Below are 20323 nucleotides of genomic sequence, written 5' to 3' on the forward strand. Positions count from 1 at the left end.
TGTCAACCGCCGGATCCCGGGGGCCCGAAGCCCGGCCCTAGGCGGCCTGCAGGCAGGGCGACGGCGACATCGCCGAGACGGACCGGTCCGAACGTGCAAGACGACGACGGATTGCGCGCCGCGCCTCCGGCGCAGGTGCGCCGAGCGCCGCGACGGCGGCGGCGACGGTCAGCGTCAGCAGGATGACGTCGGGCCAGACCGTGCCGCGCATCTGCGCGAGTGCGCCGAGGGCGGCCCCCAACACCGCGGACGCAACATTGAACAGCGCCGAGGCGAAACCTATCAGCGTCCCGCGGTGCTGTTCGGCGGCGACCACGCTGATCCACGAAATCGCCGAGGCGAAGATGGCCTGGCCGGCCACTGTCGCCAGGAAGAACGCCGTGCCGTACGCCCACGTGTTTGACCACTGGCCGCTGGACTCGGCCAGGGTGCACAGCACGACGGCGGCGACGCTGAGCAGGCCGCTGCCCAGGAGCATGCCGCGCACCCCGAACACGCGGTACACCTTGCGCCACAGCGTCGAACCGAGAACCAGGCCGATGCTGGAAAGGATGATCAGCACGTGCAAGCTGCCGCGGTGGTGGGCGGCGCGCAGGGTGTAGAAGAAGGTGCCGAGGTTGACCGGAGCGAACAGCAGGTACGTGATCACATAGCGACGGAACCACGGCTGGGTCCGGGCGACCGCGAACCCCTGCCGGTAGGTGTCTCGCACCGACATGCGCGCGGTGATCGACGTGCCCTGCATCGGCCCGACGAACAGCGCCGCGATGCCGGACGCGGCCAGTCCCGCGGCGCCCAGCCAGAGCAGGTCGCGGCGGTACGCCATCTGGTCGCCGTGGGCCAGCATCGGCACCACCAGCAGCGTGACGACGGTGGCCAGCACTGACCCGATGGCCCCTTGGGCCAGCAGCAGTTCGCCGCGCCGCGCTGCCGATAGCTTGTTGGAGACCAGGTCGGGGTAGGCGACGCAGGAAACCCCGACGACGATTCCGGCGCCCACGCAGGTCAACAGGAACACGGCGGCGGTCAACGTGCCCGTCCAGGGAATCAGCGCGTCGAGCAAGACCAGGGCGGCCGCGGTTGCCCCGATCACCGCCATCAGCAGGTGGCGCATGCGGCCTGAGCGCTGCAGGACCGCCGGCGCCATCGAGTTCCCCGCGATCGCGCCCATGCCGTACGCCGGGAAGATCAACCCGGCCGCCCAGCTGATGCCCTGGTGCGCGCAGATGATCGGCAACACCACGGCGCAATTGCTCAGTTGCATCCCCGCCGTGTAGAGCGAGCCCTGGGAGAGCAGTCGCCCGAAGACGTTGGTCTGCGCCGAGGCGGTGGGCGCCAGCGTGAGGGTCATGAAGGGAATTTATGGGCGCTGAGCAGCCGGAAGTATCCCCCGATCGGGCGGAGTGGGGGGAATTGCGTGTCCTCCGATCGGGGGACACGGCGCCGGGGCGCGACACTAGACTCACCCAGATGACTGACGCCCGCCGGGGCCTGCTGGTCGGGCTGACCGCTGCGAGCATCGGCATCATCTACGGCTACGACCTGTCCATCATCGCCGGCGCGCAGCTCTATGCCACCGAGGACTTCGGCCTGTCCACGCGGCAACAGGAACTGCTGACGACGATGGTGGTGCTCGGCCAGATCGCCGGGGCGCTCGGTGCGGGCGTGCTGGCCAACGCGATCGGGCGCAAGAGGTCGGTGGTGCTGCTCCTGGTCGCCTACGCCGCGTTCGCCCTGCTGGGCGCGCTCTCGGTCTCGTTGCCGATGCTGTTGACGGCCCGGTTCCTGCTGGGCCTGACCCTCGGCGTGGCGGTGGTGGTGGTCCCGGTGTACGTGGCGGAGTCGGCCCCGACGGCGGTGCGCGGCTCGCTGTTGACCGCCTACCAGCTGGCCATCGTCAGCGGACTCATCGTGGGCTATCTGACCGGATACCTGCTGGCCGGCACCCACAGCTGGCGGTGGATGCTGGGGCTGGCCACCGTGCCGGCAATGCTGTTGCTGCCGTTGCTGATTCGGGCGCCGGATACGGCGCGGTGGTACGTGCTCAAGGGCCGGCTCGACGACGCCCGGCGGGCGCTGCTGCGGGTGGAGCCCACCGCCCGGGTCGACGAGGAGCTCGCCGAGATCGGCCGCGCGCTCGGCGAAGGCCGGGGCGGCTGGTCGGAGATGCTGCGCCCGCCGTATTCGCGGGCCACCGCCTTCGTGGTCACGCTCGGCTTTCTGATCCAGATCACCGGCATCAACGCGATCATCTATTACAGCCCAAGGATTTTCGCGGCCATGGGCTTCACCGGCAATTTCGCGTTGCTGGCGCTGCCCGCCCTGGTCCAGGTCGCCGGGCTCGCCGCCGTGGGCGCGGCGCTACTGCTCGTCGACCGGGTGGGCCGGCGCCCGATCCTGTTGTCCGGGATCGCCATGATGATCGCCGCCGACGTGGTACTGATGGCCGTGTTCGGGCGGGGTGTCGGCGGCGCGTTCCTGGGCTTCGCCGGCATCGTGCTGTTCATCTTCGGCTACACCATGGGATTCGGCTCGCTGGGCTGGGTGTACGCCAGCGAGAGCTTCCCGTCCCGACTGCGGTCCATCGGGTCGAGCACCATGCTCACCTCGAACCTGGTGGCCAACGCGATCATCGCCGCCGTGTTTCTCACCATGCTGCATTCCCTCGGCGGCGCGGGCACTTTCGCGGTGTTCGCGTTTCTCGCGGTGATCGCGTTCGTCGTCGTCTACCGGTATGCGCCCGAGACCAAGGGGCGCCAGCTGGAGGAAATCCGGCACTTCTGGGAGAACGGCGGCCGATGGTAGTCATCGCCGCCGGCGCCATGGTGCTCGACGGGCAGGTCGCCCGGCCGGGCTGGCTGGAGACCGACGGCGGGCGGATCCTGGCCTGCGGCGCGGGCGCCCCGCCGCGTCCGGCCGACGCGGACTTTCGCGACGGCACCGTGGTGCCCGGCTTCGTCGACATGCACGTGCACGGCGGCGGCGGGGCTTCCTACACCGACGGTCCCACCGACAGCGGGGGCATTGCCGGGGCGGCGGATTTCCACCTGCGGCACGGCACCACGACCACGCTCGCCAGCCTGGTGACCGCCTCGCCCGCGGAGTTGCTCGCCCGGGTGCGCGCGCTCGCCGAAGCCACCGATCACGGCACCGTCGTCGGCATCCACCTGGAGGGGCCGTGGCTGAGCCGGGCCCGCTGCGGGGCGCACGACCCCGCCCAGTTGCGCGACCCGGACCCGGCCGAGATCGACGCCGTGCTCGACGCCGGCGCCGGCGCGATCCGGATGGTCACACTGGCCCCCGAGCTGCCCGGAGCCGAGGCGGCGATCCAACGGCTCGTCGACGCCGGAGTCGTTGTGGCCGTGGGACATACGGACGCGGGCTACGAGCAGACCGAGCGGGCCATCGCGCTGGGCGCCACGGTCGGCACCCACCTGTTCAACGCGATGCCGCCGCTGCACCATCGCGACCCGGGGCCGGCGCTCGCCCTGCTGCGGCATCCGGGGGTCACCGTCGAGCTGATCGCCGACGGCGTGCACGTGCACCCGGCCGTCGTGCAGGCGGTGATCGAGGCCGCCGGGCCCCACCGGGTCGCGGTGATCACCGACGCCACCGCCGCGGCGGGCCGCGGCGACGGCACGTTTCGCCTCGGCGCGGTGACCGTCGACGTCGTGTCCGGTGTGGCACGGGTGCGCGGAACGTCGACGATCGCGGGCAGCACCGCCACCATGGACCAGATCTTTCGCACCGTGCACGCCGGTGCGGGGCTGGCCGTCGCGGCGCAGACCACCTCGGCGACACCGGCGCGGGCGCTCGGCCTCGAGCGGGTGGGCAGCCTGCGCGCCGGCTATCAGGCCAACCTCGTTGTGCTGGATGGGGATCTGCGGGTGGCCGCGGTGATGACGGCCGGCCGTTGGCGGCTGGGCGGCTAGCGCAGCCACCGGGTGACACGGGAAAGCACCAGCGCCCCAACGGCTCCCATCGCCATCGCGGTCAGCGTCTGGCGCGTGCTGATGCCCTCGTCCGCTTGCACGCGCGGGGCGATGATCACCGGCGCGGGCGGGGCGACGTGGCGGGCCCGCGGGTGACCGGATGCCGTCGCCGCCCACGCCGTGCAGAAGAGCACGAGATACGCGGTGATGTAAGCGAACACCATCAGGCCCAGTACCGGGCCGAAGGTGGCGCCCGCGGGGCTGCGCAGCACCACCCGCAGATAGATCGAGCCCACCTGTTTGAACGCTTCGAATCCGACCGCCGCCATCAGCGCGCCCCGGGCCGAGTCGGCCACGCTGACCTTCTCGCGTGGCAGCCGGGCGATCATCCAGGCGAACAGCAACCACGACACCGCCGTCGAGACGACGATCGACAGCACGGCGAAGAGCCAGTCGAGCACCAGAAGCTGCGGTATGCCAAGCCATTTCAGCAGTGCGGACATCGGCGCCTGATGGCTTAGGGTGGTCAGGCCGATGGTGGCCACGGTCACCGCGAACGTCCCCACCATGGCGAACAGATCGGAGATCTTGTTGTGCACGAAGCCCGGCGACTCGATGGAGTCGTCCCACCACATCTGGGTCAACGCCTGGCGCAGATGCGATATCCAGCCCAGGCCGGCCCACACGGCCGTGGCCAGGCCGATGACGCCCACCGACGCCCGCGCGTGGATCGCCGAGTTCATCAGGTCCAGCAGCTGATCCCCCAGGGCGCCGGTCACCTGGGACCGGATGTGGTCGTCGATCGTTCTCAGCAGCTCCGGCCGCTGGACCAGGATGAACCCGAAGGCCGCGAAACCGACCATCAGCAAGGGGAATAGCGCAAAGATCGTGTAATAGGTGAGCCCGGCCGCGAAGAAGACGCCGTTGCGATCGTCGAAACGCCGGTAGGCGCGGATGGCGTGGTCGAGCCAGCCGTACCGGGCCCGCAGCCGATCGAGGACGCCCGCCGCCGGCTCGCTCATGGTGAACTCATCCTCGCTGCGGAAGGAAGCCCAGGCGATCGTAGACCCGCCGAACGGTTTTGCCGGCGACATCCTCGGCCCGCTGCGCTCCGGCCGCGAGCACCGACTCCAATTCGGCCGGGTCGGCCAGCAATTCGTCGACGCGGGCCTTGATCGGGCCGACGAACGCGACGACCGCCTCGGCGGTTTCCTTCTTCAGGTCGCCGTACCCCCGTCCGGCGTAGCCTTCGACGAGCTTGTCGATGCCGAGGCCGGTGACCGCCGACTGGATGGTCAGCAGATTCGACACACCCGGCTTGGCGTCGGCGTCGAAACGGATTTCGCGCTCGCTGTCGGTGACCGCCGAGCGGATCTTCTTGGCCGACGCGGCGGGCTCGTCGAGCAGGTTGATCAACCCGGCGTCGGTGGCCGCGGATTTGCTCATCTTCGACGTGGGGTCCTGCAGGTCGTAGATCTTGGCGGTGGCCTTCGGGATGAGCAGGTCGGGAACCACGAACGTGTCGGGGAACCGGCTGTTGAACCGCTGCGCCACGTCGCGCGCGAGCTCGAGGTGCTGGCGCTGGTCCTCGCCCACCGGCACCAGCTCGGCGTCGTAGGCCAAGACGTCGGCGGCCTGCAGCACCGGATAGGTGAACAGGCCCACGGTGGTCGAGTCGCCGCCCTGGCGGGCGGACTTGTCCTTGAACTGCGTCATCCGCGAGGCCTGCCCGAAGCCGGTGAAGCAGCCCAGCACCCAGGCGAGCTGGGAGTGCGCGGGCACGTGGCTCTGCACGAAGATCGTGCTGCGGGCGGGGTCGACGCCCAGCGCCAGGTATTGGGCGGCCGTGACCAGGGTCCGGCGGCGCAGCGCCTCGGGGTCCTGCGGGATGGTGATGGCGTGCAGGTCGACCACGCAGAAGAAGGGGTCGTGATCGTCCTGCAGCGCGACCCACTGGGTGATGGCGCCCAACGCGTTCCCCAGGTGGAGCGAATCGGAGGTGGGCTGCACGCCGGAGAAAATCCGGCGGGATCCGGTAGCGGTGCTCATGATGCACCGATCTTTTCACGCGGTTCTTTCCGGTAACCCGCCGAGTGTGCGGCCGGCTGCAAGCGCCGAGTGCGCGGCCAGCTGCACACTCGCGAGCGGCCGGCCGGGCGCCCGCGCCGCACCTCGCTTGCGGTACCGGCGGTACCGCCTTTAATGTCGGCGGTATGAGACGTCTCGGCTCCTTACTCGTGAGCTCCGCTCACTCGATGTCGCCTCGAATGGGGAGCAAGAGGACCAACAGCAACACGGGGACGCGGCCACCGATCCACCTCGGCTCGGGAGAGCCGGTGCTGTTGCTGCACCCGTTCCTGCTGTCGCAGGCGGTATGGGAGGACGTCGCCCGGCGGTTGGCCGACACCGGGCGGTACGAGGTCTTCGCCCCGACGATGGCCGGCCACAACGGCGGGCCGCCCGCGGGCACCTGGTTCCTGTCCTCGGGGGTGCTGGCCGACCACGTGGAGCACCAACTCGACGAGCTGGGCTGGGACACCGCGCACATCGTGGGCAACTCGCTGGGCGGCTGGGTCGCGTTCGAACTCGAGCGGCGCGGACGGGCGCGCAGCGTGATGGGCATCGCCCCGGCCGGCGGATGGACGCGTTGGAGCCCGGCCAAGTTCGAGGTGATCGCCAAGTTCATCCTGGGCATCCCGCTGCTGATGCTGGCCTGGCTGTTCGGCCCGAAGGTGATGCGCCTGCCGTTCAGCCACCGGCTGGCCACCTACGCGATCAGCGCGACGCCGGACGGGGTCACCGACGAGCAACTGCTCGGCTGCATCGACGACGTCGCGCACTGCCCGGCCTACTTCCAGCTGCTGGTCAAGTCGCTGCTGCTGCACGGCCTGCGGGAGCTGGCCGACAACGCCGTCCCCGCACACCTGGTGATCTGCGAGAAGGACCGGATCGTGCCCGCACCCCGGTTCAGCCGGCATTTCACCACGCACCTGCCCGACGACCACCAGGTCACCAAGCTCGACGGCGTGGGGCACATCCCGATGTTCGAGGCGCCGGAGCGCGTCGCCGAACTCGTCACCGAGTTCCTCGACGAGTGCACCCACGCGCGCCGGGGCGCCAACCCCTCGGCTAGTTAGCCAGCTTCTTTTCCAGGTTCTCGGCGATCGAGTTGAGAAACTCCTCGCTCTGCTGCCATTCCTGGTCGGGGCCGATGAGGATGGCCAGGTCCTTCGTCATCTTGCCGCTCTCGACGGTCTCGACGACCACGTCCTCCAGCGTCTGCGCGAACTCGACCACGTCGGGGGTGTCGTCGAGCTTCCCCCGGTGCTGCAGGCCCCGCGTCCAGGCGAAGATCGAGGCGATCGGGTTGGTCGAGGTCGGCTTGCCGGCCTGGTACTGGCGGAAGTGCCGGGTGACGGTGCCGTGCGCGGCCTCGGCCTCGACGGTCTTGCCGTCGGCCGTCATCAGCACCGACGTCATCAGCCCCAGCGAGCCGTAGCCCTGCGCGACGAGGTCGGACTGGACGTCGCCGTCGTAGTTCTTGCAGGCCCACACGTAGCCGCCCTCCCACTTCAGGCAGGCCGCCACCATGTCGTCGATCAGCCGGTGCTCGTAGGTCAGCCCCTCGGCCTCGAACTTGTCCTTGAACTCCTCGTCGTAGATGCGCTGGAACTCGTCTTTGAACATGCCGTCGTAGGCCTTGAGGATGGTGTTCTTGGTGGACAGGTACACCGGCCACTTGGCGTTGAGGCCGTAGGCCAGCGAGGCGCGCGCGAAGTCGCGGACGGATTCCTTGAAGTTGTACATCCCCATCACGACGCCGCCGTCGTCGGGAATGGACACCACCTCGTGCACCATCGGCTCGCTGCCGTCCGCGGGCGTGAACGTAATCGAGACGGTGCCCGGCTTGTCGACCTTGAAGTTCGTCGCCCGGTACTGGTCGCCGAACGCGTGCCGGCCGATGACGATCGGCTTGGTCCAGCCCGGCACCAGGCGCGGCACGTTGGAGATCACGATCGGCTCGCGGAAGATGGTGCCGCCCAGGATGTTCCGGATCGTGCCGTTGGGCGACAGCCACATCTTCTTCAGGTTGAATTCGGAGACCCGCGCCTCGTCGGGGGTGATGGTGGCGCACTTGACGCCCACCCCGTGCTTCTTGATGGCGTACGCGGCGTCGATGGTCACCTGGTCGTTGGTGCGGTCGCGGTTCTCGATGCCGAGGTCGTAGTAGTCGAGGTTGATGTCCAGATGCGGCAGGATCAGCAGGTCCTTGATGAACTTCCAGATGACCCGGGTCATCTCGTCACCGTCGAGCTCGACGATGGGCCCTTTGACCTTGATCTTGCGTTCGGCTGCCATCTCGAGTTCGACTTTCTCTCCGCGACTCTTCGAGCCTACGAGCCCTGCGAAGCGGCCAGCGCTTCATTGAACGTCTTGCTCGGCCGCATCACCGCAGTCGTCTTCTCGTTGTCGGGGTAGTAGTAGCCGCCGATGTCGACCGGCTCGCCCTGCGCCTCGGCGAGCTCGGCCACGATGGTGTCCTCGTTCTGGCCCAGCGAGTCGGCGAGAGCGGCGAAGTGCTTGCGCAGCTCCTCGTCGTCGGACTGCGCAGCAAGCTCGGAAGCCCAGTACAGCGCCAGGTAGAACTGGCTGCCGCGGTTGTCGAGTTCACCGGCCTTGCGCGACGGGCTCTTGTTGTTCTCCAGCAGCTTGCCGATCGCCGCGTCCAGCGTCTTGCCCAGCAGTTTGGCGCGCTCGTTGCCGGTCTTGATGCCGATGTCCTCGAAACACGCTCCCAGGGCGAGGAACTCGCCGAGGGAATCCCAGCGCAGGTGATTCTCCTCGAGGAGTTGGTGCACGTGCTTGGGCGCCGAACCACCCGCCCCCGTTTCGTACATTCCCCCGCCGGACATCAGCGGCACGATGGACAGCATCTTGGCGCTGGTGCCGAGCTCGAGGATGGGGAACAGGTCGGTGAGGTAGTCGCGCAGGATGTTTCCGGTCGCGGCGATGGTGTCCTGCCCGCGCACCGCGCGCTCGATCGTGTACCTCATGGCCCACACCTGCGGCATGATCTGGATCTCCAGGCCCTCGGTGTCGTGCTCCTTCAGGTACTTCTTCACCTTGTTGCGCAGCTCGACCTCGTGCGGCCGCTCGGTATCCAGCCAGAACACCACCGTCATGCCCGAGTTGCGGGCCCGGGTGACGGCCAGCTTGACCCAGTCGCGGATCGCTTCGTCGGTGACGATGGGCATCCGCCAGATGTCGCCTTCTTCCACGTTCTGGGTCAGCAGGACTTCGCCGGTATCGATGTCGACGATGTCGGCGACGCCGTCCTCGGGGATCTCGAACGTCTTGTCGTGCGAGCCGTACTCCTCGGCCTGCTGCGCCATCAGCCCGACGTTGGGCACGGTGCCCATCGTGGTCGGGTCGAACTGCCCGTTGGTTTTGCAGAAGTTGATGATCTCCTGATAGATGCGGGAGAACGTCGACTCGGGGTTGACGGCCTTGGTGTCCTTCTGGCGCCCGTCCGCGCCGTACATCTTGCCGCCCGCGCGGATCATCGCCGGCATCGACGCGTCCACGATCACGTCGCTGGGCGAATGAAAGTTGGTGATGCCCTTGGCCGAATCGACCATCGCCAGCTCGGGCCGATGCTCGTGGCAGGCGTGCAGGTCGCGGATGATCTCCTCGTGCAGCGACGCGGGCAGCGACTCGATCTTGCTGTACAGGTCGACCAATCCGTTGTTGACGTCGACGCCGAGTTCGTCGAAGAGCTCCTGGTGCTTGGCGAAGGCGTCCTTGTAGAAGACCTTGACGGCGTGGCCGAAGACGATGGGGTGGGAGACCTTCATCATGGTCGCCTTGACGTGCAGCGAGAACATCACGCCGGTCTCGTAGGCGTCCTGCATCTGTTCCTCGTAGAACTCGACCAGGGCCTTCTTGCTCATGAACATGCTGTCGATGACGTCGCCTGCGCGCAGCTCGACCTCGGGCTTGAGCTCGAGGGTCTTGCCGCTGTGAGTCTTGAGCACCATCTTCACGTTGCGCGCGCGGTCCAGCGTCATCGACTTCTCGCCGTGGTAGAAGTCGCCGTGGCGCATGGTCGCGACGTGTGTGCGCGACGCCGGCGACCACTTGCCCATGCTGTGCGGGTGCTTGCGCGCGTATTCCTTGACGGCCTTGGGCGCGCGACGATCCGAATTGCCTTCCCGAAGTACCGGGTTGACCGCGCTCCCCAGGCATTTGCCGTAGCGGGCGCGGATTTCCTTCTCCTCGTCGGTCTTCGGGCTCTGCGGGAAGTCCGGGATCTTGAAGCCCTTGCCCTGCAGCTCCTTGACGGCGGCGACCAGCTGGGGCACCGAGGCGCTGATGTTGGGCAGCTTGATGATGTTGGTGTCCGCCAGCTTGGTCAGCCGGCCCAGCTCCCCCAGGTTGTCCGGGACCCGCTGTTCTTCGGTCAGGTAGTCGCCGAACTCGGCGAGGATCCGCGCCGCCACGGAGATGTCACTGGCCTGGATCTCGATGCCCGCCGGCTCGGCGAAGGCGCGCACGACCGGAAGGAACGCATAGGTCGCCAGCAACGGCGCCTCGTCGGTCAGTGTGTAGATGACGGTCGGCTGTTCGGCGCTCACGGTCCCTCTCCCGGCATGGAAAACCTCGAATATTCGGTCAGATCTGTGGGGGGCTCAGCGTTCTGCCTGCCACGTTATCAAGGGCGTTTAGGCAGGTGTCGACCTGCCATTGGCATCCAGTCGGCACAGTAAGATAGTCTCCGTATTGGTCATGAGCGCCAGCATCAAGCCCCGGCTTGCTGGCCGGCAACCCTCCAACCGCGGTGGGGTGCCCCGGGTGATGACCAGGTCTAGTAGCCACAGGCTGCGCGGCAAGCGCGGGTCCGCCATAACGGACCCCTGACTAGAGGGGAACACGTGATGTGCACATCGTCAGCTCCTTGCGATCGGCTCATGTGTCGAAGCGCGTGTCGCTGTTAACCCGAGGCCACCCGGCCACCGGCTAACCCGATACCCGATTCGTCAATCCCGAACCAGAAAGCAAACTCACGTGAGCCCCGACAACAGCACCACCAGCAGCGACGACGCCGACCCGACCGCGCGCTGGTCATTCGAGACCAAGCAGGTACACGCCGGCCAGCAACCGGACCCGGTGACCCACGCCCGCGCCCTGCCGATCTACCAGACCACCTCCTACACCTTCGACGACACCTCACACGCCGCGGCCCTGTTCGGGCTGGAGGTTCCCGGCAACATCTACACCCGGATCGGCAACCCGACCACCGATGTCGTCGAGCAGCGCGTGGCCGCGCTCGAGGGCGGGGTGGCCGCGCTGTTCTTGAGCTCGGGCCAGGCCGCTGCGACATTCGCCATATTGAACCTCGCGTGTGCCGGGGATCACATCGTGTCCAGCCCGCGGCTTTACGGCGGCACCTACAACCTGTTCCACTACTCGCTGGCCAAGCTCGGCATCGAGGTGAGCTTCGTCGACGATCCCGACGATTTGGACGCGTGGCGGGCCGCGGTGCGGCCGAACACCAAGGCGTTCTTCGGCGAGACCATCTCCAACCCGAAGATCGATGTGCTCGACATTCGCGGGGTCGCCGAGGTTGCCCACGCCAACGGCATCCCGCTGATCGTCGACAACACCGTCGCCACGCCGTACCTGATCCAGCCGTTCTCCCACGGGGCCGACGTCGTCGTGCATTCGGCCACCAAGTACCTGGGTGGGCACGGCTCCGCGATCGCCGGGGTGATCGTCGACGGCGGCACCTTCGACTGGACGCAGGGCCGCTTCCCCGGTTTCACCACGCCCGACCCGAGCTACCACGGCGTGGTGTTCGCGGAGCTCGGACCGCCGGCGTTCGCGCTCAAGGCGCGCGTGCAGCTGCTGCGCGACCTCGGTTCGGCCGCTTCGCCGTTCAACGCTTTCCTGGTGGCCCAGGGCATCGAAACGCTGAGCCTGCGGATGGAACGCCACGTCGCCAACGCGCAACGGGTCGCCGAATACCTCGAGCGACATGAGGGCGTGCTGTCGGTCAACTACGCCGGGCTGCCCGGCTCGCCCTGGCATGAGCGGGCAAAGGAGTTGGCGCCCAAGGGAACCGGCGCGGTGCTGTCGTTCGAGCTGGCCGGTGGCATCGAGGCCGGCAAGGCGTTCGTGAACGCGCTGAAGCTGCACAGTCACGTGGCCAACATCGGCGACGTGCGCTCGCTGGTGATCCACCCGGCGTCGACCACGCACGCCCAGCTGAGCCCCGCCGAGCAGCTGAGCACCGGCGTCAGCCCGGGCCTGGTGCGGCTGGCCGTCGGCATCGAGGGCATCGACGACATCCTGGCCGACCTGGAGCTCGGGTTCTCCGCGGCGCGCAAGCACGCCGCGGGTGCGCAGGCTTCCAGCTCGGACCCGCAAGCAGTGGCGGCGTTCTAAGGGCCGGCGATGACGATCTCCGACGTCCCCACCCAGACGCTGCCGGCCGAGGGCGAGATCGGCCTGGTGCACATCGGCTCGCTGACCACCGAGAGCGGCGCCGTGATCGACGACGTCTGCATCGCCGTTCAGCGCTGGGGTGAGCTGTCGCCGACCCGCGACAACGTCGTGGTGGTGCTGCACGCCCTGACCGGTGATTCGCACATCACCGGGCCCGCCGGCCCCGGCCATCCCACCGGCGGCTGGTGGGACGGGGTCGCCGGACCCGGCGCGCCGATCGACACCGACCGCTGGTGCGCGGTGGCCACCAACGTGCTGGGCGGTTGCCGCGGCTCCACCGGGCCCAGCTCGCTGGCCCGCGACGGAAAGCCTTGGGGCTCAAGGTTCCCGAAGATCTCGATCCGCGACCAGGTGGAAGCCGATATCGCCGCGCTTGCCGCGCTCGGCATCGACGAGGTGGCCGCCGTGGTCGGCGGATCCATGGGCGGCGCAAGGGCTTTGGAGTGGATGGTGGGCCATCCCGGCCGGGTCCGGGCCGGGCTGCTGCTGGCGGTCGGCGCGCGGGCGACCGCGGATCAGATCGGAACGCAGACCACGCAGATCGCGGCCATCCAGGCCGACCCGAACTGGCAGGGCGGCGACTACCACGACACCGGCCGCACACCGGACACCGGGCTGACGATCGCCCGCCGGTTCGCCCACCTGACCTACCGCGGGGAGGCGGAGCTCGACACCCGGTTCGGCAACGACGCACAGGGCGGCGAGGACCCGACCAATGGCGGCCGCTACGCGGTGCAAAGCTACCTGGAACACCAGGGCGACAAACTGTTGGCCCGCTTCGACGCGGGCAGCTACGTGACCCTGACCGAGGCGCTGAACAGCCACGACGTCGGCCGCGGCCGCGGCGGCGTGCGCAAGGCCCTCAGCGGTTGCCCCGTGCCGGCCGTGGTCGGCGGCATCACCTCCGACCGGCTCTACCCGTTGCGGCTACAGGCGGAGCTCGCCGAACTGCTACCGGGCTGCGGCGGCCTGCAGGTCGTCGACTCCATCTGCGGGCACGACGGCTTCCTGGTGGAGTCGGAGGCGGTCGGCGACCTGATCCGCATGACGTTGGACTTGGCCACTACCGAAGGCACGTGCCGGCGGTGACCCGCTCTCACCACGATCGCTCGCTGTCGTTCGGGTCGGCGGCGGCGGCCTACGAGCGGGGGCGTCCGTCCTACCCGCCGGAGGCCATCGACTGGCTGTTGCCGCGCGGCGCACGCCAGGTGCTGGACCTGGGTGCGGGCACGGGCAAGCTGACCACCCGGCTGGTGGAACGCGGCCTGGACGTGGTGGCCGTCGACCCGATTCCCGACATGCTCGAGGTGTTGCGCGCCTCCCTGCCGGAGACCCGGGCGCTGCTGGGCACGGCGGAAGGCATTCCGTTGCCCGACAACAGCGTCGACGTCGTGCTGGTTGCGCAGGCGTGGCATTGGGTGGATCCCGAGCGCGCGATTCCCGAGGTGGCCCGGGTGCTGCGGCCGGGCGGGCGGCTGGGCCTGGTGTGGAACACCCGCGACGAACGGCTGGGCTGGGTGCGGGAGCTGGGCGACATCATCGGCTCCGACGGCGACCGGGGCCGCTTCGACGTCACGCTGTCCGAGGCGTTCACCCAGCCGGAGCGCCACCAGGTCGAGTGGACGAACTACCTGACGCCGCAAGCCCTGATCGACCTGGTCGCGTCGCGCAGCTACTGCATCACCTCGCCCACCGAGGTCCGCACCAGAACCCTGGACCAGGTGCGTGAGTTGCTGGCCACCCACCCGGCGCTGGCGAATTCGGCCGGGCTGGCGTTGCCCTACGTCACCGTGTGCATCAGGGCGACCCTCGCCGGGTAGACCGGGTCGTTTTACGACGCGACCCGGATGGCAACCCGGTGACCATGGGTGAAATGGTTCAGATGAGCGAAGAAGGCCTGTTAACCGATGTCGAGCGGCGACTGGTCGACGAATTTCCCCGCTTCTCGGCCGACGAGGTGGGCAACCTGGTGCGGCAAGAGCACGCCCGGTTCCGCGGCAGCCGGATCCGCGACTTCGTCACGCTCCTGGCGGAGAAACGCGCCCGCGATCAACTCAAGCGCAGACTCAACTGAGGTCTTCGACGAGGATGTCGTTGACCGTCTTGAGGTCATCGATCGCCCGCTGGGTGAACGCGTCCGCCTGGTCCAGATCGGCCGGGGTGCTGTTCGGCCCCAGTGACATGCAGATGTGCGTCGCCGTGTTGAAGTCGTTGATCTCCGCCTGCAGGGCCCTGGTCAGCGCGGGGTCCGGCGTGGGCAGGTGGGCCTGGAGGCCGACGGTTTGTTCGTCGTGGACGTTCGAACAGGCCGCGTGCAGAGCGACGAGGTCGTTGGCTTTGATCGCGTCCACGACCGCCTGCATGTAGTTCGCCGTGTTGGCCAAATGCTCTTGGGCCTGCGCGTACCACTCCGGGACGCCGACGTAGTCGGCGCCGGCCATTCCCGCTGTGCCTACGGTGAAAAGACTCGCCGCGGCGACGGCGGCACCCCCCCAGCGCTTGATTACCTGCATGAACATGCCTGACCTGCCTTAGGTGCGGAGCCGTGATATGCACAGTCTGAGCACCGGGCACCATGGCCGATAGGGCCTTCGGGCCCGTCGTGTGGGCCAAAGGACCCGCGCTGGGGACGCGGACCGTCAGAAGTTCAACCCGGAGAACATGATCCGGTTCGGGTCGTACTTTTGCCGCACGGTCGTCAGCCTCGACAGATTCGGGCCGAAGTAGCGCGCGGGCGCGGCGTTGGCCTCCAGATAGTTGACGTATCCGCCGACCGAAATCTGTTGCACCGCTTGGTGGGCGGAGCTCAGCCAGCTGTTCGCGGCGGAGACCTGGTTGCCGGCCGGTTCGACGTACCACTGCAGGACGGCGGACTGGGTGCGCCAGGGGAACGCGGTGTCGCCCACCGCCACGTCCGCGACCGCGCCACCGAGTGGGTCGACGAGGACCGACGCCTGCCCGGCGCCCGAGGGCCACTGCCCGATCGCGGTGGCGATGGCGCGGGCCGCGGTGGCGTCGACGGGGCCGATGACGTCCGACCCGGCGACGAACGAACGCGCCGGTGGCGTGGAAGTGCCACCGGCCAGGAACATCAGCAGATCCGTGCGGCTCATCGTCTTGTTGGAGACCGACGTGGGCGCCACCCCGACGGCGGACTTGATCGCGTCGACCACTCCGGACCCCGCCCCCGCCGGGCAGGTCGCCAGCACGTGGCAATTCGGCGCCGAGCCGACCATGAGATCGACGATGCCCCAAGTGTTTCGGTCCGCGGCGCTGAGCCAGGACTGCCAGCCGACGAGCACCTGCGTGGCCGACGCGGGCGGGAAGTCCAGGCGCACGACGTCGCTGTCGGCCGTCGCGAACGTGGCGAACGTCATCGACGTCGTCACCCCGAAGTTGCCGCCGCCACCGCCGCGAAGCGCCCAGAACAGATCCGGATTGTCATTGGCGGACGCGGTGACCACGTCGCCGCTGGGCAACACCACCGTGGCCGACCGCAGCGCGTCGCACGTCAGGCCGGCGTGGCGGCTGTCGGGGCCTATCCCACCGCCGAGCGCGAGCCCGGCGACGCCGACGGTCGGACAGGTGCCGCCGGGTATCGCCCGACCGGCGCCGGTCAACGCCTGATGGATCGCGTACAGGGTGGTCGCCGGGGTCACCGTGACGCTGTTGCCGTCGAAGTTGGCACCGCCCGGGAGCCCGCGCAGGTCCAGCACCAACGTGCCGTTCGCGCTGGACGCACCGACGTAGGAATGCCCGCCCCCGCGCGGGGCGACCTTGAGGTTGTTGGCCGTCGCGAAAGCGACCGCCTTCTGCACGTCGGCCTGGGAGGAAGCCGTCACCACCGCGGCCGGACTGGAGCTGTCGTAAAACGAGTTGAAAACCTTTTTGCTGGTGGAGAATTGAGCGCTGTTGGCCGGCAGCACAACGGTGCCGCCGATGGCGGACGCCAGCCCGCCCCAGCCGACGGCGGGGTCGGCGGCGGCCCGCGCGGTACCCAAAACCGCGCCGGTGGCCAACATCCCGACGGCGCCGCGAAGGAATGCCTGGCGCGAGATGCCGCCCTCCACGGAGGGGCCCGGCGGACGGCTGCGATTCGTCGTCATGTGCGGAGATTCTCGAACATTTCTCACGCAAAAGCCCGGCCCGGGCGCTCGTGTCAGATCACAGTGTGGCTTCGATCGCCAAGCGCGACGCCACCTCACGAGGGCGCCCAATAACCGAGGCCCGCGCCGCGGCGAACCCACAAAACGGTTATTGTGCGAACCTTTACCCCACCGTGTCGTGAACGTGACGGTGATAGATCAGAGTTCCTAACGTGATTCGAGTGCCCCGCGCGCACTCCACGACCAAGGCGGAGGCTGCATGAAGGCGCTGGCACGAACGCATCACTGGGTCTGGGTGTTTCGCAATCAGCCCCTGACTGTTCGGCTGCTGGCCGTGGCCGCCGGCCTGCTCACCGCCGCGTCGGCGTTCGCCGCGCCGGTGCGGGCGGACAACCCCGACGACAACTTCATCGACGCGCTCAACCACGCCGGCATCGACTTCGGTGAACCCGGCAACGCGATGTCGGTGGGCCAGTCCATCTGCCCGATGCTCGCCGAGCCGGGCGGCAATTTCGCCGCGGCCGCCTCCAGCGTGTCCGGCCGGGGCATGTCGCCGATGATGGCGCGCATGTTCACCACCATCGCGATCCAGACGTACTGCCCCGAGCAGATGGCAAACCTGGCCAGCGGCAATCTCTCCGGCGCGGTGCCGCAACTGCCCGGAATGCCGGGCCAGATACCGGGCATGGCGGGCCAGATGCCGGGCATGGCGGGCCAGATCCCCGGAGTGACGGGCCAGATCCCCGGCATCGCGGGCCAGATCCCCGGAGTGACGGGCCAGATCCCCGGCATGGCGGGCCAGATCCCCGGCATGGCGAGGCAGATACCGGCAGTGCCCGCTACCTAACCGGTGCCCAGCGGATCGATGGTCCACGCGATGTAGACCATCGCGGTCGCGACCGGGGCGGTGGTGACGAAGTCAATTCCCTTGCTGCGCACCATCAAAAGGCCGGACCGCTCGTCGGGCAGCACCAGCCGCAGCACCGCGGCCAGCCCGACGCCGATGCCGATCAGCAGCGAACCGCGCCGCCAGAAGTTCGCGCCCACCAGCGCGAGCGCCGTGGCGAAGGTCAACCCGACCAGCAGGATTGGCCACTGGGCCCGGACGACGGACCGCGCGCTCATTCCCGCTCGGCCAGCTCGACGACGTTGCTCAGCAGGAACGCGCGGGTCAACGGGCCGACGCCACCGGGATTCGGCGACACGTGGCCGGCCACCTCCCACACGTCGGGATGCACGTCGCCGACCAGCCCGTTCTCGGTCCGGCTGACGCCCACGTCGACGACGGCCGCGCCGGGACGCACCATGTCGGCGGTCAGCATGTGCGGCACCCCGACCGCGGCCACGACGATGTCGGCCTGCCTGGTGTAGGCCGCCAGATCGCGAGTTCCGGTGTGGCACAACGTCACCGTGGCGTTCTCGGAACGGCGGGTCAGCAGTAGGCCCAGCGGCCGACCGACCGTCACTCCCCGGCCGATGATGACCACGTGTGCCCCCGCGATCTCGACGCCGTAGCGCCGCAGCAGGTGCACGATCCCGCGCGCGGTGCACGGCAGCGGCGCGGGAACGCTGAGCACCAGCCGGCCCAAGTTCGTCGGGTGCAGCCCGTCGGCGTCCTTGTTCGGGTCGACGCGCTCGAGCGCCGCGTTCTCATCCAGGTGCCGGGGCAGCGGCAGTTGCACGATGTAACCGGTGCAGTCGGGGTTGGCGTTCAGCTCGTCGATGGTGTCCAGCAGCGTGGCGGCGCCGATGTCGGCGGGCAGGTCGCGGCGGATCGACGTGATGCCGACCTTGGCGCAGTCCGCGTGCTTGCCCCGGACGTAGGCCTGCGACCCGGGATCGTCGCCGACCAGGATGGTGCCCAGCCCGGGGGTGCGACCCGACGCGGTCAGGGCGGCGACGCGTTGTTTGAGGTCGACGAAGATCTCGTCACGGGTGGCCTTGCCGTCCAGTGTGATTGCGCCCACGCCTGACAGTCTGGCAGATATCGATGGTGGCGACCCGCCACGCCCGGCTTCGCCGCGCTTGCGATCGCCATTAGGCTCCCGGTATGTCTACCCCTCCGGACGTGTTCAGCCCGGCCAAGCTCGGCCCGATCACGCTGCGCAACCGCACCATCAAGTCGGCCACCTTCGAGGCCCGCACGCCCGACACCCTGGTGACCGACGACCTCATCGAATACCACCGGCAACCCGCCGCGGGCGGCGTCGGCATGACGACCGTCGCCTACTGCGCGGTCTCCCCCGGCGGCCGCACCGAGGGCAACGGGATCTGGATGCGCCCGGAGGCGGTGCCCGGTTTCCGCCGGCTCACCGACGCGATCCACGCCGAGGGCGCCGCGGTCAGCGCGCAGATCGGCCACGCCGGTCCGGTCGCCAACGCCAAGTCCAACGGGGCCAAAGCGCTGGCGCCGGTGCGGTTCTTCAACCCGATCGGGATGCGCTTCGCCAAGAAGGCGACCCGCGACGACATCAACGACGTCATCGAGGGGCACGCCAACGCCGCCCGCCTGGCCGTCGAAGCCGGCTTCGACGCGGTCGAAATTCATTTGGGCCACAACTACTTTGCGAGCTCGTTTCTGTCCCCGCTGATCAACCGCCGCGACGACGAGTTCGGCGGCTCACTGGAGAACCGGGCCAAGGTGGCCCGCGGCATGGTGATGGCCGTCCGCCGTGCGGTGGAGAAGGAGGGCACCCCCATCGCGGTCACCGCGAAGCTCAACATGGCCGACGGCGTGCGCGGTGGCATCAGCACCGAGGAGTCGCTGATCACCGCCAAGTGGCTGCAGGACGACGGCGGCCTGGACGCGATCGAACTCACGGCGGGCAGCTCGCTGGTCAACCCGATGTATCTGTTCCGCGGGGACGCGCCCCTCAAGGAATTCGCCGGTGCGTTCAAGCCGCCGCTGAGCTGGGGCATGCGCATGACGGGCAAGAAGTTCCTGCGCGAGTACCCCTACCGCGAGGCCTATCTCCTGCGCGACGCCAAGCTGTTCCGCGCCGAGCTGACGATGCCCCTGATCCTGCTGGGCGGTATCACCAACCGGGAAACGATGGACCTGGCGATGGCAGAGGGATTCGAATTCGTCGCGATGGCCCGGGCGCTGCTGGCCGAGCCGGACCTGATCAATCGGATCGCCGCCGACGGCGCCCAGCACAGCGTGCGTTCGGCGTGCACGCACTGCAATCAGTGCATGCCCACGATCTACACCCGGACGCGCTGCGTGGTCACCGGGGCCCCGGACGTGTTGGCGGGCAATCGGGCCTAGCCGCCGGGCGATCGGGCGTCGCCGAACGCACATTTGGGCCTCAGGGTTGCCTTGGCTTCACGAGATACAGTTGGTCCGATGAGTGCAGCAGCCCCACCCGTCTTGACGGTTCGTTATGACGGGTCAGAACGCACGTTTGCCGCCGGTCACGACGTGGTGGTGGGGCGCGATCTGCGCGCCGACATGCGCATCACGCACCCGCTGATCTCGCGCGCACATCTGTTGCTGCGCTTCGACCAGGGCCGGTGGCTGGCGATCGACAACGGTTCGCTCAACGGCACATTCGTGAACGGCCGGCGGGTGCCGGTGGTCGAGATCCACGACGGCCAGTGCCTCAACATCGGGAATCCGGACGGGCCGCAGCTGATGTTCGAGGTCGGGCGCCACCTGGGAATGGCGGGGCGTCCACCGCAAACCGAATCGATGGGTATCCCGGTCGCGGCTCACCAGGCCGGGCCGGCGTGGTCCGCCGCACCGGCGGGGCCCCCTCCGGTCGCGGCCCCACCCGGCAA

General features: G+C 68.7%; 19 protein-coding genes and 1 riboswitch. Of the genes, 10 read left to right on the plus strand and 9 right to left on the minus strand.

The annotated features are described in order from the left end of the window. Nucleotides 1–37: 37 nt before the first annotated feature. Nucleotides 38–1351 carry an MFS transporter gene (locus AWC03_RS16265; protein WP_085241742.1) on the minus strand — a complete coding sequence of 438 codons (1314 nt, stop codon included), beginning with the start codon at nt 1349–1351 and terminating at the stop codon, nt 38–40. A gap of 119 nt (nt 1352–1470) precedes the next feature. Here AWC03_RS16265 and AWC03_RS16270 point away from each other — a divergent pair, with 119 nt between their 5' ends. Together AWC03_RS16270 and nagA are read left to right on the plus strand one after the other, a co-directional pair. Further along, nucleotides 1471–2805 carry a sugar porter family MFS transporter gene (locus AWC03_RS16270; protein WP_085241743.1) on the plus strand — a complete coding sequence of 445 codons (1335 nt, stop codon included), beginning with the start codon at nt 1471–1473 and terminating at the stop codon, nt 2803–2805. Beyond that, a complete protein-coding gene (gene nagA / locus AWC03_RS16275; protein WP_085241744.1) occupies nt 2799–3932 on the plus strand; it encodes an N-acetylglucosamine-6-phosphate deacetylase in 1134 nt (377 codons plus the stop codon). The genes AWC03_RS16270 and nagA overlap by 7 nt, the downstream gene beginning before the upstream one ends. Here the strand turns inward: nagA and yhjD are convergent. Both yhjD and trpS read right to left on the minus strand, forming a co-directional pair. Beyond that, nucleotides 3929–4954, minus strand: a complete 1026-nt coding sequence (yhjD, locus tag AWC03_RS16280; protein WP_085241745.1) for an inner membrane protein YhjD — start codon at nt 4952–4954, stop codon at nt 3929–3931. The two genes, nagA and yhjD, sit on opposite strands and share 4 nt — an antisense overlap. Before the next feature lie 7 nt (nt 4955–4961). After that, on the minus strand, nt 4962–5981 hold the full coding sequence (gene trpS, locus AWC03_RS16285; protein ID WP_085241746.1) for a tryptophan--tRNA ligase: 1020 nt from the start codon (nt 5979–5981) through the stop codon (nt 4962–4964). A gap of 290 nt (nt 5982–6271) precedes the next feature. On the opposite strand from trpS, the gene AWC03_RS16290 reads away from it, so the two are divergent. After that, nucleotides 6272–7069 carry an alpha/beta fold hydrolase gene (locus AWC03_RS16290; RefSeq protein ID WP_169716531.1) on the plus strand — a complete coding sequence of 266 codons (798 nt, stop codon included), beginning with the start codon at nt 6272–6274 and terminating at the stop codon, nt 7067–7069. Here AWC03_RS16290 and AWC03_RS16295 read toward each other — a convergent pair. Continuing rightward, nucleotides 7062–8291, minus strand: coding sequence for an NADP-dependent isocitrate dehydrogenase (locus tag AWC03_RS16295; protein ID WP_085241748.1), 1230 nt, complete (start codon nt 8289–8291; stop codon nt 7062–7064). The two genes, AWC03_RS16290 and AWC03_RS16295, sit on opposite strands and share 8 nt — an antisense overlap. 35 nt (nt 8292–8326) lie before the next feature. Beyond that, complete coding sequence (locus AWC03_RS16300; protein ID WP_085241749.1) at nt 8327–10567, minus strand: NADP-dependent isocitrate dehydrogenase; 2241 nt, start codon at nt 10565–10567, stop codon at nt 8327–8329. A gap of 147 nt (nt 10568–10714) precedes the next feature. Then, nucleotides 10715–10831: riboswitch (SAM riboswitch) on the plus strand. A 166-nt stretch (nt 10832–10997) separates the two neighbouring features. Between AWC03_RS16300 and AWC03_RS16305 the strand changes: the two genes are divergently transcribed. The 4 genes from AWC03_RS16305 (at nt 10998) to AWC03_RS16320 (ending at nt 14511) form a co-directional block, all read left to right on the plus strand. Continuing rightward, nucleotides 10998–12377 (plus strand): bifunctional o-acetylhomoserine/o-acetylserine sulfhydrylase, encoded by a 1380-nt coding sequence (locus tag AWC03_RS16305; protein ID WP_085241750.1) that lies wholly within the window; start codon nt 10998–11000, stop codon nt 12375–12377. A 9-nt stretch (nt 12378–12386) separates the two neighbouring features. Continuing rightward, a complete protein-coding gene (gene metX, locus AWC03_RS16310) occupies nt 12387–13526 on the plus strand; it encodes a homoserine O-acetyltransferase MetX (RefSeq protein ID WP_085241751.1) in 1140 nt (379 codons plus the stop codon). Beyond that, a complete protein-coding gene (locus AWC03_RS16315) occupies nt 13523–14257 on the plus strand; it encodes a class I SAM-dependent methyltransferase (protein ID WP_085241781.1) in 735 nt (244 codons plus the stop codon). The genes metX and AWC03_RS16315 overlap by 4 nt, the downstream gene beginning before the upstream one ends. A gap of 62 nt (nt 14258–14319) precedes the next feature. Beyond that, nucleotides 14320–14511, plus strand: a complete 192-nt coding sequence (locus AWC03_RS16320; protein WP_141659267.1) for a three-helix bundle dimerization domain-containing protein — start codon at nt 14320–14322, stop codon at nt 14509–14511. Here AWC03_RS16320 and AWC03_RS16325 read toward each other — a convergent pair. Both AWC03_RS16325 and AWC03_RS16330 read right to left on the minus strand, forming a co-directional pair. Further along, the gene (locus AWC03_RS16325) at nt 14504–14956 is read right to left on the minus strand and encodes a hypothetical protein (protein WP_142278410.1); all 453 of its coding nucleotides are present in this window, start codon (nt 14954–14956) and stop codon (nt 14504–14506) included. The genes AWC03_RS16320 and AWC03_RS16325 overlap by 8 nt on opposite strands. A gap of 120 nt (nt 14957–15076) precedes the next feature. After that, the gene (locus AWC03_RS16330) at nt 15077–16507 is read right to left on the minus strand and encodes an FAD-dependent oxidoreductase (RefSeq protein ID WP_249025899.1); all 1431 of its coding nucleotides are present in this window, start codon (nt 16505–16507) and stop codon (nt 15077–15079) included. Between the two features lie 295 nt (nt 16508–16802). Here AWC03_RS16330 and AWC03_RS16335 point away from each other — a divergent pair, with 295 nt between their 5' ends. Continuing rightward, on the plus strand, nt 16803–17390 hold the full coding sequence (locus AWC03_RS16335) for a DUF732 domain-containing protein (RefSeq protein WP_085241755.1): 588 nt from the start codon (nt 16803–16805) through the stop codon (nt 17388–17390). On the opposite strand, the gene AWC03_RS16340 is transcribed toward AWC03_RS16335, so the two are convergent. After that, nucleotides 17387–17668, minus strand: a complete 282-nt coding sequence (locus AWC03_RS16340) for a DUF3017 domain-containing protein (RefSeq protein ID WP_085241756.1) — start codon at nt 17666–17668, stop codon at nt 17387–17389. The two genes, AWC03_RS16335 and AWC03_RS16340, sit on opposite strands and share 4 nt — an antisense overlap. After that, complete coding sequence (locus AWC03_RS16345) at nt 17665–18510, minus strand: bifunctional methylenetetrahydrofolate dehydrogenase/methenyltetrahydrofolate cyclohydrolase (protein WP_085241757.1); 846 nt, start codon at nt 18508–18510, stop codon at nt 17665–17667. Before AWC03_RS16345 ends, AWC03_RS16340 begins: the two co-directional genes overlap by 4 nt. An 83-nt stretch (nt 18511–18593) precedes the next feature. Between AWC03_RS16345 and AWC03_RS16350 the strand changes: the two genes are divergently transcribed. After that, the gene (locus AWC03_RS16350; protein ID WP_085241758.1) at nt 18594–19811 is read left to right on the plus strand and encodes an NADH:flavin oxidoreductase; all 1218 of its coding nucleotides are present in this window, start codon (nt 18594–18596) and stop codon (nt 19809–19811) included. Between the two features lie 78 nt (nt 19812–19889). Next, nucleotides 19890–20323 (plus strand): FHA domain-containing protein (locus AWC03_RS16355; RefSeq protein WP_211279245.1); only part of this gene is annotated, 434 nt, incomplete at its 3' end.

This window comes from Mycobacterium europaeum (assembly GCF_002102155.1).
In the GTDB taxonomy this organism is placed as follows: domain Bacteria; phylum Actinomycetota; class Actinomycetes; order Mycobacteriales; family Mycobacteriaceae; genus Mycobacterium; species Mycobacterium europaeum.

What these genes read in the sequence shown, in the direction of transcription:
- AWC03_RS16265 (WP_085241742.1), bottom strand. Translation starts at nt 1,351, where the DNA reads ATGACCCTCACGCTGGCGCCCACCGCCTCGGCGCAGACCAACGTCTTC.
- AWC03_RS16270 (WP_085241743.1), top strand. Translation starts at nt 1,471, where the DNA reads ATGACTGACGCCCGCCGGGGCCTGCTGGTCGGGCTGACCGCTGCGAGC.
- nagA (WP_085241744.1), top strand. Translation starts at nt 2,799, where the DNA reads ATGGTAGTCATCGCCGCCGGCGCCATGGTGCTCGACGGGCAGGTCGCC.
- yhjD (WP_085241745.1), bottom strand. Translation starts at nt 4,954, where the DNA reads ATGAGCGAGCCGGCGGCGGGCGTCCTCGATCGGCTGCGGGCCCGGTAC.
- trpS (WP_085241746.1), bottom strand. Translation starts at nt 5,981, where the DNA reads ATGAGCACCGCTACCGGATCCCGCCGGATTTTCTCCGGCGTGCAGCCC.
- AWC03_RS16295 (WP_085241748.1), bottom strand. Translation starts at nt 8,291, where the DNA reads ATGGCAGCCGAACGCAAGATCAAGGTCAAAGGGCCCATCGTCGAGCTC.
- metX (WP_085241751.1), top strand. Translation starts at nt 12,387, where the DNA reads ATGACGATCTCCGACGTCCCCACCCAGACGCTGCCGGCCGAGGGCGAG.
- AWC03_RS16320 (WP_141659267.1), top strand. Translation starts at nt 14,320, where the DNA reads ATGAGCGAAGAAGGCCTGTTAACCGATGTCGAGCGGCGACTGGTCGAC.
- AWC03_RS16325 (WP_142278410.1), bottom strand. Translation starts at nt 14,956, where the DNA reads ATGTTCATGCAGGTAATCAAGCGCTGGGGGGGTGCCGCCGTCGCCGCG.
- AWC03_RS16335 (WP_085241755.1), top strand. Translation starts at nt 16,803, where the DNA reads ATGAAGGCGCTGGCACGAACGCATCACTGGGTCTGGGTGTTTCGCAAT.
- AWC03_RS16340 (WP_085241756.1), bottom strand. Translation starts at nt 17,668, where the DNA reads ATGAGCGCGCGGTCCGTCGTCCGGGCCCAGTGGCCAATCCTGCTGGTC.
- AWC03_RS16350 (WP_085241758.1), top strand. Translation starts at nt 18,594, where the DNA reads ATGTCTACCCCTCCGGACGTGTTCAGCCCGGCCAAGCTCGGCCCGATC.